Origin of the sequence: Aeromicrobium piscarium, assembly GCF_007421815.1 — a bacterium.
Lineage (GTDB): Bacteria > Actinomycetota > Actinomycetes > Propionibacteriales > Nocardioidaceae > Aeromicrobium > Aeromicrobium piscarium.
Genome location: NZ_VLNT01000003.1, coordinates 201,578 through 216,193, shown reverse-complemented (window position 1 = coordinate 216,193; position 14,616 = coordinate 201,578). Strand labels below are relative to the sequence as shown.

General features: G+C 68.8%; 13 protein-coding genes. 3 read left to right on the top strand and 10 right to left on the bottom strand.

The annotated features are described in order from the left end of the window. Positions 1-8 precede the first annotated feature (8 nt). The 6 genes from pgl to tkt form a co-directional block, all read right to left on the bottom strand. Positions 9-710, bottom strand: a complete 702-nt coding sequence (pgl, locus tag FNM00_RS05995; protein WP_246065086.1) for a 6-phosphogluconolactonase — start codon at positions 708-710, stop codon at positions 9-11. Between the two features lie 13 nt (positions 711-723). Further along, complete coding sequence (locus FNM00_RS05990; protein ID WP_143912408.1) at positions 724-1,629, bottom strand: glucose-6-phosphate dehydrogenase assembly protein OpcA; 906 nt, start codon at positions 1,627-1,629, stop codon at positions 724-726. After that, positions 1,629-3,149: a glucose-6-phosphate dehydrogenase gene (gene zwf, locus FNM00_RS05985; protein WP_143912406.1), complete on the bottom strand. Its 1,521-nt coding sequence runs from the start codon at positions 3,147-3,149 to the stop codon at positions 1,629-1,631. Before zwf ends, FNM00_RS05990 begins: the two co-directional genes overlap by 1 nt. Before the next feature lie 94 nt (positions 3,150-3,243). Then, positions 3,244-4,830, bottom strand: a complete 1,587-nt coding sequence (locus tag FNM00_RS05980; protein WP_143912404.1) for a glucose-6-phosphate isomerase — start codon at positions 4,828-4,830, stop codon at positions 3,244-3,246. Continuing rightward, a complete protein-coding gene (tal, locus tag FNM00_RS05975; protein WP_143912402.1) occupies positions 4,827-5,915 on the bottom strand; it encodes a transaldolase in 1,089 nt (362 codons plus the stop codon). Before tal ends, FNM00_RS05980 begins: the two co-directional genes overlap by 4 nt. Before the next feature lie 28 nt (positions 5,916-5,943). After that, positions 5,944-8,106 (bottom strand): transketolase, encoded by a 2,163-nt coding sequence (tkt, locus tag FNM00_RS05970; protein ID WP_143912400.1) that lies wholly within the window; start codon positions 8,104-8,106, stop codon positions 5,944-5,946. Between the two features lie 72 nt (positions 8,107-8,178). Between tkt and FNM00_RS05965 the strand changes: the two genes are divergently transcribed. Then, a complete protein-coding gene (locus FNM00_RS05965; protein WP_143912398.1) occupies positions 8,179-9,129 on the top strand; it encodes a heme o synthase in 951 nt (316 codons plus the stop codon). 240 nt (positions 9,130-9,369) lie between these two features. On the opposite strand, the gene FNM00_RS05960 is transcribed toward FNM00_RS05965, so the two are convergent. Genes FNM00_RS05960 through FNM00_RS05950 form a run of 3 tightly spaced genes read right to left on the bottom strand, consistent with a single transcriptional unit; the run spans position 9,370 to position 11,950 of the window. Then, a complete protein-coding gene (locus FNM00_RS05960; RefSeq protein WP_143912387.1) occupies positions 9,370-10,269 on the bottom strand; it encodes a COX15/CtaA family protein in 900 nt (299 codons plus the stop codon). Beyond that, positions 10,260-10,985 (bottom strand): ABC transporter permease, encoded by a 726-nt coding sequence (locus FNM00_RS05955; RefSeq protein WP_246065085.1) that lies wholly within the window; start codon positions 10,983-10,985, stop codon positions 10,260-10,262. Before FNM00_RS05955 ends, FNM00_RS05960 begins: the two co-directional genes overlap by 10 nt. 44 nt (positions 10,986-11,029) lie before the next feature. Beyond that, positions 11,030-11,950 (bottom strand): ABC transporter ATP-binding protein, encoded by a 921-nt coding sequence (locus FNM00_RS05950; protein ID WP_246065084.1) that lies wholly within the window; start codon positions 11,948-11,950, stop codon positions 11,030-11,032. Between the two features lie 71 nt (positions 11,951-12,021). On the opposite strand from FNM00_RS05950, the gene FNM00_RS05945 reads away from it, so the two are divergent. Together FNM00_RS05945 and FNM00_RS05940 are read left to right on the top strand one after the other, a co-directional pair. Next, positions 12,022-12,273, top strand: coding sequence for a hypothetical protein (locus FNM00_RS05945; protein ID WP_143912384.1), 252 nt, complete (start codon positions 12,022-12,024; stop codon positions 12,271-12,273). A gap of 47 nt (positions 12,274-12,320) precedes the next feature. Next, positions 12,321-13,427 (top strand): ATP-dependent DNA ligase, encoded by a 1,107-nt coding sequence (locus FNM00_RS05940; RefSeq protein WP_143912382.1) that lies wholly within the window; start codon positions 12,321-12,323, stop codon positions 13,425-13,427. 103 nt (positions 13,428-13,530) lie between these two features. Here the strand turns inward: FNM00_RS05940 and FNM00_RS05935 are convergent, their stop codons facing one another. After that, positions 13,531-14,589: a DNA polymerase domain-containing protein gene (locus FNM00_RS05935; RefSeq protein ID WP_143912380.1), complete on the bottom strand. Its 1,059-nt coding sequence runs from the start codon at positions 14,587-14,589 to the stop codon at positions 13,531-13,533. Positions 14,590-14,616 lie beyond the last annotated feature (27 nt).

Genomic DNA, 14,616 nt, shown 5'->3' with positions numbered 1-14,616 from the left:
GTCGCCGCTCAGCGGGGGAGACGACCCGCGGCCTCCGTGTCCAGGAGCCATAGCGTCTCCTCGATCCCGCGAGCTCCCGCGGCCGGGACCTCCTCGACCGGGCTGCCGGCGAGCGCCGCGGCGACGGCCTGTGCCTTGTCCTCGCCGGCGACCACGAACCACAGCGCCGTGGTGCGATTGAGCGCGGCGAAGGTCAGCGACAGGCGCTCCGGCGGGGGTTTGGGGGAGTCGTCGACGGCCACCACATCGCGGTCGAGGACAGCCAGCTGCTCGAAACCGGGGAAGAGCGAGGCGATATGTCCATCGGGGCCCACACCCAGCAGCACGAGATCGAACTCGTCGGGCAGGTCCGCGGCATAGGACTCGGCGGCCTCCTCCTTGGAGGCGTACCTCGCGGCGGCCGGCATCGCGTGTATCCGCTCTTCGGGAACCTCGAAACGGTCGAGGAAGGCCTCGCGCGCCTGGAGCTCGTTGCGATCGGAGGAGGACGACTCGACATAGCGTTCATCGCCCCAGTAGTAGTCGACCTCCTGCCACGTCAGGGCGTCCCCGGTCAGCAGCCCGTAGATCTCGCCGGCGACGGAGCCGCCCGTCAGCACGAGTCGCGGTCTTCTCGCCTGTGTCTCCTGGAGCTCGGCGACCCGCGTGCTGATCCGGTGGGCGACGGCCCGTGCGAGCGCTTCACGATCCTCGAGTACCTGTACGGTCACGATCGCCTCCCGGTCATATGTTCTGCTCCAACAGCTGGTCGATGGTCTCGGCGTAGATCACGTCCGGATCGAGACGACGCAGGTCCTCGGCGAGCAGCTCCGCCAATGTCCGCCGGCCCAGCGGCACGACCCGCGACGCGGACCCGGGGACGGTGAACTCGCAGCTCGCCTCGTCCTGGCGGGTGAGGCGAACGGTCCCGAGATCGGTCTCCAGGGTCACCTCGCCGATCTGGGTGCCCGGACCGTGCCGATGGCTGATCGGCACTCCGAGCCGGCTCTCGAGCCAGGCGACCAGGAGGACGGCCGCCGGATTGCCCTCGTCGCTCACGACCGATCCCGAGCTCACGGTTCCGGCGGACTGGTCCAGTGCGGCGGCCAAGAGCGCCCGCCAGGGGGTGAGCCGCGTCCAGGCCAGATCGGTGTCACCCGGGGCATAGTGCCGCGCCACGTTTCGCAAGGCCCGCACCGGTTGACCGGTGCTCTCAGCGTCGGTCAGGCGCCGTTGGGCCAGCTGTCCGATCGGATCGTGGGAGGGATCGGCCGGTCCGTGGGCGGGCCACCAGATCACCACCGGGGAGTCCGGCAGCAACAGTGGCAACACCACCGACTCGCTGTGGCGCGTGAGCTTGCCGGCGATCCGCAGCAGGATCGATTCTCCCGTGGAGGATTCGCCCACGCGCACCTTGGCGTTGAGCCGGGCCCGCCCGCGGCCGTCTCCGAGCACGACGCCGATGACCCGGGCGGGGTGCTCGGTCGACAATGCCGTGGCGGTCCGCATCGCGTCGGCGACGTTCTCGTCATCGGTGACCACCAGGAGGGTCAGCACCATGTCCATCGCCGGGCTGCCGGCGCCGTGACGGGCGCGCACCAGGGCGCGGGCGATATCGCCGGCATTGGTGTCGGTGAGTGCGATCTCCATCAGGGACGCCTCCAGGTACGGCCGTCGCGCTGGATCATGGCATCCGCGGACGACGGACCCCAGGTGCCTGCCTGGTAGGAGTCGATCGTGCGCTGACGGCGCCAGTGTCCGATGACCGGGTCCAGGATCTTCCAGGACAGCTCGACCTCCTCCTGCTGGGGGAAGAGCGGAGGATCGCCGAGCAGGACGTCGAGGATGAGCCGTTCGTAGGCTTCTGGGCTGCTCTCGACGAAGGCGCCGCCGTAGGCGAAGTCCATGTTGACGTCGCGGATCTCCATCGTCGTGCCCGGGACCTTGGCACCGAAACGCAGCGTGACGCCCTCATCGGGCTGGATACGCAGGACCAGCGCGTTCTGTCCCAGCTCGGTCACATCGTGCTTGCGGAAAGGCAGGTGGGGGGCGCGCTTGAACACGACCGCGACTTCGGTGACCCGGCGGCCGAGCCTCTTGCCGGTCCGCAGGTAGAAGGGCACTCCGGCCCATCGGCGCGTGCCGATGTCGATCCGCATCGCGGCATAGGTCTCCGTGCGCGAGTCCTCGGGGATGCCGTCCTCGTCCAGATATCCCTCGACCTCGACGCCTCCGGCCCACCCCGCGGTGTACTGGGCTCGCGCGGTGTGCTTCGACAGCTCCGTCGGTGCGCTTGCGTTGGCGAGGATCTTCTGCTTCTCCAAGCGCAGGCTGTTGGCATCGAGGGAGACCGGCTCCTCCATCGCCACCAGCGCCATCAGCTGCAGCAGATGGTTCTGGATGACATCGCGGGCGGCTCCGATGCCGTCGTAGTAGCCGGCTCGCGAGCCGATGCCGATGTCCTCGGCCATGGTGATCTGCACGTGGTCGACGTAGTGGCTGTTCCAGATCGGCTCGAACATGCCGTTGGCGAAGCGCAGCGCCAGGATGTTCTGCACCGTCTCCTTGCCGAGATAGTGATCGATGCGGAACACGGAGGTGCGGGGGAACACGTCGTCGACGAGCCGGTTCAACTCGCGCGCCGACTCCAGATCATGGCCGAACGGCTTCTCGATGACGACACGTCGCCAGCCCTCGCTCGAGGTCGCGAGACCGTGCTCCTTGATCTTGGACACCACGACGGGGAACAGGCCAGGTGGGATCGACAGATAGAAGGCGTGGTTGCCTCCGGTGCCCTGCGTCCGGTCGAGCTCGGCGAGCGTCTCCGCGAGTCGGTCCCAGGCATCGTCGTCGTCGAACTGCCCCGGTACGAAGCGGATGCCCGCGGCCAGCTGCTTCCAGACGGTCTCGCTCCATTCGGTCCGCGCCCCGGCCTTGGCCGCGTCCTTGAGCATCGACGCGAAGGTCCGATCACCGAAGTCATGACGGGCGAAGCCGACGAGGGCGAAGCCGGGCGGCAGGAGTCCACGATGGGCGAGGTCGTAGATCGCGGGGATGAGCTTCTTGCGCGCCAGGTCGCCGGTGACGCCGAACATGATGACGCTGCACGGCCCCGCGATGCGGGGGAGCCGGCGATCCCGCGGGTCGCGCAGCGGGTTCGCCGCGGTCATCCTGCTCCTCCCTGTACCGAGATGTACTGGGTACTCGTCAACGAACACCGACCGTGGTTGACGAATCCCCAGCACATCTCGGTTCTGCCCGTGGTCATGCCAGGAGGCTCCTGAGTCGTTCGAGTCCGGCGGCGGTGTCGTGCAGGTGAAGACGCAGCACCGGGCGGCCGTGGTCACGCAGCACGGAGGCGTCGCCCTCGGCCTGAGAGGCGATGAACTGTCCCAGGGTGAAGTCGCGGCCGGGGATGGGCAGATCCTCGGCGGTCTCGTCGGTGATCTGCACGAAGACCCCGACCGGGGCTCCGCCCTTGTGATACTGGCCCGTGGAATGCAGGAAGCGCGGGCCCCAGCCGAAGGTCACAGGCCGGCCGAGGTGCTCCGCGAGCTGATCGCGCACAGACGCGAAACCGGCGTGCTCCCAGCGATCCAGGTAGGCCTGCACGGCCAGATATCCCTCGGACGTGAGCTGGGCGAGCAGCTCGTCGACGGCGGCGGCCAGCGATGAGGCGGAGGTGCCGAAGACGTCGATGCCGTCCTCGCTGAAGGCGGGCGCGGGTGTCTTCGTGCCACCGCCGAGCCGGTCACGAGCCGCTTGCTTGGCCGACTCGACATCGGGCTGATCGAAGGGATCGATGCCGAGGATCCTGCCGGCCACGGCGATCGCGGTCTCCCACAGCAGGAATCTCGCGCCGAGGGGACCGGCGACAGCCGCGGACCACGGGGCGTCCGGCCGCTCGGCATCGCCGCTGACGACGAGGACGCTGTCGCCGGTGTGCGGCGCGAAATTGGGGGAGGTCGGAGATGCGACGACGACCGGGAGGATGCCGGTGCCATCCTTGCCGGTCGATTCGGCCACGAGCTGCTCGGCCCACTCGCCGAAGCCCTCGCCGGACACATCGGCGAGCACGAGCTTGTCCGCTCGCTCGCGCGCGGCCACGCCCAGCAGGACGCCCAGGCGGAGCGCGGGATTGTCCGGGGTGTCAGCGGCGAGGACATCGCGGACCGCTGCCGCTTCGTCGAGCAAGGTGCTGATCGGTGCCCCGGCCAGCCCACTCGGGACGAGTCCGAAGGCGGTGAGCGCCGAATAGCGTCCCCCGACCGTCGGGTCAGCCCGGAAGACGCGGTAGCCGTTCCCGGTCGCGAGCTCCTCGAGCGGCGATCCGGGATCGGTGACGACGACGATGCGCGAGGCCGGATCGATCGAGGCATCGCGGAACGCCTGCTCGAACACACGGCGCTGACTGTCGGTCTCGACCGTTCCGCCGGACTTGCTGGAGACGACGACTGCCGTGTGCTCCAGATCGGTGAGCGCCGAACGGACCATCGACGGATGCGAGGAGTCGAGGACGACGAGCTCGACTCCGTACGCGGCGCAGATGACCTCTGGCGCCAGTGACGAGCCGCCCATGCCGCACAGCACGATCCGGTCGACGCCGCGCTCGCGCAGCTCGTGGCGCAGCGACTCGATCTCGGCGACGAGGGGGCGGGACCGCGCCACAGCATCGGTCCAGCCGAGTCTCTCGCTCGCTTCGTCCTGGGCTGCCTCACCCCACAGCGAACCGTCCTCGGCGAAGATACCGGAGGCGACGGCGGCGTCGGCCGTGTCGCGCAGCACCGACTCGAAGGTGTCGTGATCGCTGACGGCGACCGACAGCGCGACGCCCCCGTCCCTGTCGCTCATGCTTTGTCCAGTTCCCCGCGGACCGTGTCGAGCAGCTCCGCCCAGGAGGCGTCGAACTTCTCCAGGCCCTCGTCCTCGAGCTTCTCGACGACCTCGTCGTAGGAGATGCCGAGGCGTTCGAGCTCCGCGAGGACCTCGCGGGCTTCGTCATAGCGCCCCGTGACGGTGTCGCCGGGGACGTCCCCGTGGTCGGCGAACGCCAGCAGTGTCTTCTCCGGCATGGTGTTGACACTATCGGCGACGATCAGCTCGCGCACGTAGAGCGTGTCGGGGTAGCTGGGGTCCTTGACGCCGGTCGAGGCCCACAACGGACGCTGGAGCTTGGCGCCCTTGGCGAGGAGCGCCTGCGCGCGCTCGGAGGAGAACACCTGCTCGCAGGCCTCATAGGCCAGCCGTGCATTGGCGATGGCCGCCTTGCCACGCAGCGGACTGTCCTCGGGCAGTCGAGGATCGACCTCGGAGTCGACACGGCTGACGAAGAAGGACGCCACGGACTCGATCGCCGAGAGGTCGCGGCCCTCGGCAGCTGCCTGCTCCAGGCCGTAGAGGTAGGCGTCCATCACGTCGCGGTAGCGCTCCAGGGAGAAGATCAGCGTCACGTTGACGCTGATGCCCTCGGCGATCGTCGCGGCGATAGCGGGCAGCCCCTCGCGGGTGGCCGGGATCTTGATGAACAGGTTCGGGCGGTCGACGCGCTTCCAGAGCCGCGCTGCCAGGTCGACCGTGCCATCGGTGTCGCGGGCCAAGCCCGGATCGACCTCGATCGAGACGCGTCCGTCCAAGCCGTCGGTCCGGTCGTACACCGGGCGCAGGATGTCGCAGGCGCGCTGCACGTCGGTGCACATCAACTCGAAGACGGCGGTCTCGAGGTCGACATCGGCGGCCTTGAGCTCGCGCATCTGCTCGGTGTAGCGCTCGCCCTCGGCGAAGGCGGCCGCGAAGATCGTCGGATTCGTGGTGACACCGACGACGTGTCGCTGTTCGACGAGCTCGGCGAGATTGCCGCTGTCGATGCGCTCGCGGGAGAGGTCGTCGAGCCAGACGGAGACGCCGGCCTCGCTCAGCGCTGCCAGGGGATCGGTCATGATGGGCTCCTTCGGTGAGTGAGGAGAGTCAGTGGGTGGTGTCCGGGAGGACCGGGCCGGTGGGCCGGGCCGCGAAGGGGACACCAGCATCGGGCGTCGCGGCCGCCTGGATCGACTCCTTGGCCGCAGCGACAGCGGCCTCGCTGGTGAGTCCGAACTTCTCGTACAGGGTCGCGAAGGGAGCCGAGGCGCCGAAGTGCTCCAGGCTCACGATGCGACCCGCGTCGCCGACGACATCGCGCCAGCCGAGGGCCACACCGGCCTCGATCGAGACGCGTGCACGGACCGACGGCGGGATGACCGAGTCGCGGTACTCGCTGCTCTGCTCCTCGAACCACTCGCGGCAGGGCATGGAGACCACCCGGGCGGCGATTCCCTCGGCGGCGAGCTGCTCGCGGGCCGCGACGGCGATCTGGACCTCGGATCCGGTCGCCACCAGGACGACATCGGGAGTGCCGTCGGTGTCGAGGAGGACATAGGCGCCCTTGGCGGTGAGCGCGGCGTCGCCGTATCCGTCCTCGCCCCGCGGGAAGGTCGGCACGTTCTGCCGGCTCAAGACGAGGCCGGCCGGCCGATGATGACGCTCCATGACGGTGCGCCAGGCGGCGATCGTCTCGTTGGCGTCGCCGGGCCGGACGACATCGAGGCCGGGGATCGCGCGCAACGCGGCCAAGTGCTCGACGGGCTGGTGCGTGGGACCGTCCTCGCCGAGGCCGATCGAGTCGTGGGTCCACACGAAGGTCGTCGGCAGTTCTTGCAGCGCGGCCAGTCGCACGGCCGGACGCATGTAGTCGCTGAACACCAGGAACGTGCCGCCATACGGCCGGGTCAGCCCGTCCAAGGTGATGCCGTTGAGGATGGCTCCCATCGCGTGCTCGCGGATGCCGAAGTGCAGGACGCGCCCGTACCAGTCGCCGGAGAACTTCTCGGTCGAGCGCTGCGGCGGGATGAAGGAGGGCTGCCCCTTGGGCGTCGTGTTGTTGGAACCGGCGAGGTCGGCGGAGCCGCCCCAGAGCTCGGGGAGATTCGGGGCAGCGGCCGTCAGGAACTCGCCGGAGGCGACTCGGGTCGCGATGCCCTTCTCGTCGGCCTCGTAGACGGGGAGATCAGCGTCCCAGCCGGAGGGGAGCTCGCGGGCGGACAGCCGCTGGAAGAGCGCGTATCGATCGGGATCGGCCTGCGCCCACGCGTCGAAGCGATCCTGCCAGTCGGTCTGCGCCTCTTCGCCGCGTGCGCGCGCCTGACGGGTGTGCTCGATGACCTCGTCGGACACGGCGAAGGTCGCGTCGGGATCGAATCCCAGCACCTCCTTGGTGGCGCGGACCTCGTCATCGCCGAGAGCGGAGCCGTGCGCCGCGCCGGTGTTCTGCGCATGGGGGGCGGGCCACGCGATGATGGTGCGCAGGACGATCAGGCTCGGCTTGTCGGTGACCTGCGCTGCCTGCTGGTACGCGTCCCAGAGGGCGTCGAGATCCTCGCGGTACTCGGTGCCGCCGTGCGTCCAGTCGACCGTCTGCACGTGCCAGCCGTAGGCCTCGTAGCGGGCGGCGACGTCCTCGGTGAACGCGACATCGGTGTTGTCCTCGATCGAGATCTTGTTGTCATCGTAGAGGAGCGTGAGATTTCCGAGCTGCTGGTGCCCGGCCAGCGACGAGGCCTCGGCCGAGACACCCTCCTGCATGTCGCCATCGGAGGCGATGACGTAGATCGAGTGATCGAAGACGCTCTCGCCGGAGGCCGCCTCGGGATCGAGCAGGCCGCGCTCGCGGCGGGCGGCCATCGCCATGCCGACGGCATTGGCGATGCCCTGGCCGAGCGGGCCCGTGGTGACCTCGACGCCCGGTGTGTGGCCGTACTCGGGGTGGCCGGGGGTCTGGCTGCCCCAGGTGCGCAGGCTCTCCAGGTCGCTCAGCTCCATCGGGTAGCCCGCGAGGTACAGCTGGATGTACTGCGTGAGGCTCGAATGACCGCAGGAGAGCACGAAGCGGTCGCGGCCGGTCCAGTGCGGATCGGCGGGGTTGTGGCGCATGAGCTTCTGGTAGAGCAGATAGGCGGCGGGCGCCAGGCTCATCGCGGTTCCCGGGTGACCGTGGCCGGCCTTCTGGACGGCGTCGGCGGCGAGGAGACGAGCGGTGTCGACCGCCTTGCGGTCGAGGTCGTTCCAGTCCAGCGCGGACGGTGCAGTGCTCACGGGCGTCACTCCAAGATCGTGTGTCAGAAGCCGGTCACTCCGAGCCTACTGCGTACGAGTTAGACTGCTCAGGTGACTTCCGTCGACCATGAGGCTCCCGTCAACGGTTCGTCGTCCACTCGGCAGGGTCACGGGTCCTCCGCGGCCGATGTCGTCAAGGCGTATGTAGCGCTCACCAAGCCGCGCATCATCGAACTGCTGTTGCTCACCACCGTCCCGGTCATGTTCCTGGCCCAGCGCGGTGTGCCGTCGTTCACCCTGATCCTCTCGACCTTCGTGGGCGGTGCACTCGCGGCCGGCAGCGCCAATGCGCTCAACTGCGTGGTCGATGCCGATATCGACACCAAGATGCGTCGCACCTCGCGTCGTCCGCTGCCGCGCCACCAGGTCGGCACACGCAATGCGCTGATCTTCGGCCTCGTGCTCGGGGTCATCGCGACGCTCTGGCTGGGGTATCTGGTCAACTGGCTCTCCGCGGTGCTCGCGCTCGCGGCGAATGTCTTCTATGTCGTCGGTTACACGATGATCCTGAAGCGCCGTACCTCGCAGAACATCGTGTGGGGCGGTGCCGCGGGCTGCTTCCCGCCGCTGATCGGCTGGACCGCCGTCACCAATGAGCTCGCGTGGGCACCGTTCCTGCTGTTCCTCGTCGTCTTCTTCTGGACCCCGCCGCACTTCTGGGCCTTGGGGCTGCGGTATCGCGAGGACTACGCGGCCGCCGGGGTGCCGATGCTCCCGTCGATCGCTCCGGCGGCGGAGGTCGGCCGGCAGATCGTCTGGTACACCTGGGCAACCGTCATCACCTCGCTGGCCGTCTGGCCGGTGGCCGACACCGGGTGGTTCTACCCGGCGGCCGCGATCACGCTCGGCATCGTGTTCCTCATCGAGGCCTACGATCTGCGTGCTCGTTCGCGTGAGACCGAGCAGCTGTCGGTGATCAAGCCGATGCGGCTCTTCCACTTCTCGAACGCGTACCTGGCGCTGCTCTTCGTCGCCGCCGCGGTCGACCCCTTCATCGGCTGACGCTCTCACCTCGCCCGCGGCCGGTGAGCTGTCAACGACCGCCAGGCTCGTGGGGCGGTTGACAGCTCACCGCCGAACGACGTGGCGCTGGATCGGTGGGTCATCAACCACGGCGGCCAGGTCCGTGGTTGATGACCCACCGAGATGCGGTAGGGCCGTCTGGCGGTGCGTCTTCAACCACCGTCGGAAACGCACCGCGCCCTGAGCGAGGTGTCGGTGGTTGACTGCTCACCGCCCGGGTCAGGTATCAACAGATTCGCGGTCGGCGGCGGGCGCGACGCTCAGCACGAGATACGTGGTCGCAGCGAGCAGCACCGCGCCACCCACGAGATGCGCGGCCACCAGCCCGATCGGAAGTCCGGTGAAGTGCTGGACGTACCCGATCGCGCCCTGCAGAAGCTCCGCTGCCAGGACCATCCACGCGGCGCGCTGGACTCGATGCCCGCGCAACCGCCAGATCACGACGAGCGTCACCGCCACGAGCGCCCACACGGACAATGCGTGGATGCGACTCCAGAACTGCGGATCCAAACCATTGCGAGGAGCATCGGCATCGCCGGCGTGGGGACCACTGCCGGTGACGATGGTGCCGAGATAGATCGCGATCAACAGCAGGCCGTAGGCGAGCAGCACGAGCCGCCGGGTGACCTGGTCGACCGGCGAGCCGCCATCACCTCGCACGAGCACGAGCAGCACGGTCGCGGCGACCACGAGGCCCATCGAGAGCAGCAGGTGCAGCGCTACCACCCAGGGGTTCAGCTGGGTGAGCACCGTGATGCCGCCGATGACGCCCTGGCAGGGGATGCCCACGCCGATGAGCACGGTGAGTTGCTTCATCGTCGTCGTGGCGCCGGCCCACCGCCACACGGCGAAGAAAGTGGCGATCGCGATGGCGATGAGCACATAGGTCAGCAACCGGTTGCCGAACTCGATCGCCCCGTGCCAGCCGAGGGACGAGTGCGGGACGAAGGACTCGTCGGTGCATCGCGGCCAGGTGGGGCATCCGAGACCTGAGCCGGTCAGTCGCACCAGGCCGCCGGTGAGGATGATGCCGATATTGGCGATGAGGGACGCCCAGGCCCACCCGACGACGGTCGACTGACGGATATCCGAGGTGCGGACGAGGTCCTTCACTCCCATGAGAAGCTCCTGGCGGTGGCGAGGCCGGCGACGGCGGTCCAACCGGCGAGAACAGCGATGGCGAGGAACGGCGGGGTTCCGGCGGTGAAGGTCTCGCGCAAGCCCTCACCGAGCGCTCCTGAGGGGAGCAGCACCAGGACACTCTGAGCGATATCCGGGTATCGATCGAGGGGTACCAGCAGCGCTCCGCCGACGAGCAGCACGACATAGACGAGGTTTGCGACGGCGAGCGTGGCCTCGGCGCGCAGCGTCCCGGCGATCAGCAGCGCGAGCGCACCGAAGGCCGCGGTGCCGAGCACGACGAGGACGACCGCCCAGAGCCAGGGCGTCACCCCGCCAGCGGGCTCCCATCCGAGCAGCAGGGCGACCGTGCTGAGCAAGGCGAGCTGGACGATCTCGACGATCACCACGGCACCCACCTTGCCCACCATGAGCCCCCAGCGCGGCAGCGGTGAGGCACCGAGCCGTTTCAGGACGCCGTAGCGGCGCTCGAAGCCGGTCGCGATCGCCAACGACGTGAACGAGGTGGACAGCACCGCGAGGGCGAGCACTCCGGGGGCGATGATATCGATCGGACGTCCCGGGCCGAGGTCGACGATGCGACTCGACTGCGTGCCGGCGATCAGCAGGATCAGGGGGATGATGATCGTCAGGAGCAGTTGCTCGCCGTTGCGCGCGAGCAGGCGCAGCTCCATGAGCGTCTGTGCGCGGAGCATGGTGGCCCTCGGGGCCGCCCCGGGTGCGGGCGAGAGATCCAGGGTCACCGCAGGGCCTTTCCGGTGAGGTCGAGGAAGCGGTCCTCCAGCGAGCGTCGTTCCACGAGAACGGACTCGACCAGGACATCGTGCTCGCCGAACCATGTCGTGACCTGGGTCACGAGCCCGGGGGAGATGTCTCCGGTGACGACGTACTGACCGGGTACGGGCTCGTCCGCGGTGGTCGCCGGTGGCAGACACGCGGCCAGGGCGTGGGTGTCGAGTCCGGCCGGGGCCACGATGTGGAGGGTGTTACGAGCGTCGGCTCCCGTGAGCTCGCGCGGGGTGCCCGCGGCGATCACCCGGCCGGAGTCGACGATGTAGACCGCGTCGCTGAGCTCCTCGGCCTCGTCCATGAAATGCGTGGTGAGCACGGTGGTGACACCCTGCTCGCGTAACTCGACGAGCAGATCCCAGGTGGCGCGGCGTGACTGCGGATCGAGGCCGGCGCTCGGCTCGTCGAGGAACAGCAGCTCCGGGCGGCCGACCATCGCCATCGCGAGGCTGAGCCGTTGCTTCTCACCGCCGGACAGACGGCGATAGGCGGTGCGGGCGAAGGAGCCGATGCCCAATCGCTCGATGAGGGCGTCCGTATCGAGGGGGCGCGCGTGGAGCGACGCCATGTGGCGCAGCATCTCCTCGGCTCGGACACCGAGCCACGCGCCGCCCGACTGCAGCATCACGCCCACGCGTGGGCGGAGCTCGGTGGCATCCGCTACGGGGTCGAGGCCGAGTACGCGCACCGTGCCCTGGTGGGGCCGTCGGAAGCCCTCGCAGGTCTCGATCGTGGTGGTCTTGCCGGCCCCGTTCGGCCCGAGGATGGCCGTGATGGTGCCGGTCTCGACCCTGAGCGAGAGGCCGTCGACGGCGGCGACATCGCCGTAGCGCATGACGAGGTCGCTGATGTCGACGGCGGGGTGTGGCACCCGGCCAGTCTAATGAGCGGGGTGAGCGAGCCATCGGCAGTGTCCGCAGTAGCGGAGGCTACCCTGTCGCGGTGCGTAAGACACGGCAAGTGATCAGCGTGATGGTGGCCGGCCTCGGCGCCGTCGTGGCGATTATGGGCATGCTCGGAGTCGTCATCTCGGTGGTGATGCTCGTGGTCGAGTACACCAATGGCGAGGAATCAGAGCCGGCCGTGTTGTACCTCAGTCTGGTGCTGGTCGTGGTGGGCTGGGTGATCGTCCGACTGACCGGACGACGCCTGCGCGACGCCGCCTCCGCGGTGATGGATCTCCTGACCTGGTAGAGCAGCTTCCCACACTCAACAGGTTGCTGTCCCTTAGGTTGGGCGGCATGGACCTTCCGGTGATGCCTCCCGTCCGACCGATGCTGGCGAAGTCGGTGAAGGGCGTGCCCGCGGCCGACGCGATCGAGGGCGGCCTTGTCTACGAGCCGAAGTGGGACGGGTTCCGGGCGATCGTGTTCCGCGACGGCGACGAGATCGAGATCGCCAGTCGGTCGACCAAGCCGCTCACCCGCTACTTCCCGGAGGTCGTCACCGCGGCCCGCGAGCTGCTGCCCGAGCGCTGCGTCGTGGATGGCGAGATCGTGGTCGTGAGCGGGGATCGGCTCGACTTCGATCTCCTCAGCCAGCGGATCCATCCCGCCGAGTCACGGGTCACGTTGCTGGCCGAGCAGTGGCCGGCGCGATTGGTGGCCTTCGATCTGCTGGCGATCGGCGATGAGGATCTCACCGAGCAGCCCTTCTCGACCCGTCGTGAGCGGCTGGTGGCCGAGCTCGGCGGTGCCGGTGGTCCGGTCAGCGTCACGCGCGTTACCGCCGACACCGAGGAGGCCACCGAGTGGTTCGACCTGTTCGAGGGGGCGGGGCTCGACGGGGTGGTGGCCAAGCCGCTCGCCTCGGCCTACGTACCCAACGGGCGGGTCATGCTCAAGGTCAAGCACGCCAGAACCGCCGATGTCGTCGTCGCCGGCTATCGCCTGCACAAGACCTCGACGCCCGAGCGACCGCTGCTGGGATCGTTGCTCCTCGGTCTCTACGCCGATGACGGCCGTCTGCAGCACGTCGGCGTGGCGGCCTCGTTCACCGAGCAGCGACGCGAGGAGCTGATCGAGGAGCTCGCGCCGCTCGTTGCGACGGTGGACGACGCGCACCCCTGGGCAGCGTGGGAGGACGAGGAGGCCCAGGCGTCCGGACGTCTGCCGGGCGGGCAGAGCCGATGGAGCGGTACCAAGGATCTCTCCTTCGTCCCGCTGCGTCCCGAACGGGTCGCCGAGGTCGGATATGAACACATGGAGGGCGAGGGTGACGGCGCGCGATTCCGGCACACGGCGCGGTTCAAGCGCTGGCGCGAGGACCGGGAACCGGAGTCCTGCACCTACGAGCAGCTCGAGGAGGTCGCCCGTTACGACCTCGCCGAGGTGCTCGGCGCCCACTGAGTTCGGTCTGCGCAGGTGAAGCACGCAGGATGTGACTCCGCGGTTGCTGGGGCAACCCCGCAGTCACATCCTCCGTCGGGGCATGGCCGGGAGCGGGCGAGGTTCACTCGTCACTGCGGGCCTTGGAGGGCTGAACCCGCCGGGGCTCGCCGGGCATCTTGGGGTAGTCCGGGGGATAGGGCATCTCGCCCTCCCCGTTCTCCTCATCGCGGGCGTACCACTCCAGCAAGGTCTCCAGGCTGAACGCCTCGTCGTCGATCGAGGACCAGGCATCGGGGCGTCGCTCCAGCAGCGCCGGCACGGTCGTGAGGTTCAAGGTCCGGGGATCGTCGAGGTCGAACAGCTCGTCCCAGGTCAAGGGTGTCGAGACCGGCGCCCCGGGCTTGGGGCGCAGACTGTAGGCGCTGGCGATCGTGCGGTCACGCGCGTTCTGGTTGAAGTCGACGAAGATCCGCTCGCCTCGCTCCTCCTTCCACCAGGCCGTCGTGACCCGGTCGTCGCGGCGCGACAGCTCGCGCCCGAAGGCGAGCGCCGCGTGGCGGACGTCGGTGAACGTCCAGCGTGGCTCGATCCGGACGAACACGTGCACGCCGCGATTGCCGCTGGTCTTAGCGAATCCGCGCATCCCGATCTCTTCCAGCAGCTCCTTGGCGCTGCGGGCCACCCGCTGGGCATCGTGGAAGTCCGTGCCCGGCTGCGGGTCGAGGTCGATGCGCAGCTCATCGGGACGGTCGACGTCCGCGCGGCGCACCGGCCAGGGATGGAAGGTGATCGTGCCCATGTGGGCCGCCCAGGCGGCGACGGCGATCTCCGTCGGGCAGATCTCGTCGGCGCGGCGTCCCGAGGGGAAGTTGATCCGCACCGTCTCGACGTAGTCGGGCGCGCCTTTAGGAACACGCTTCTGATAGAAGGCGTCGCCGTGGTTGTCCTGGCGCGTCGACAGCTCCATACCCTCTCGGACGCCTTTGGGCCAGCGTTCGAGTGTCGTGGGCCGCTCACGGAGCGCGCGCATGAGCCCGTCACCGACACGCACGACGTACTCGACGACCTCGAGCTTGGTGATGTCCGGTGTGAGATCGGTCGCTTCGAAAATGATCCGATCGGGGCTGGAGACGCGTACCTCGCGTCCACCGGCGTCGACATGTGCGGCGGGACTGGCCATGCCTCACGATAGCGCCGCGGTCGCGCT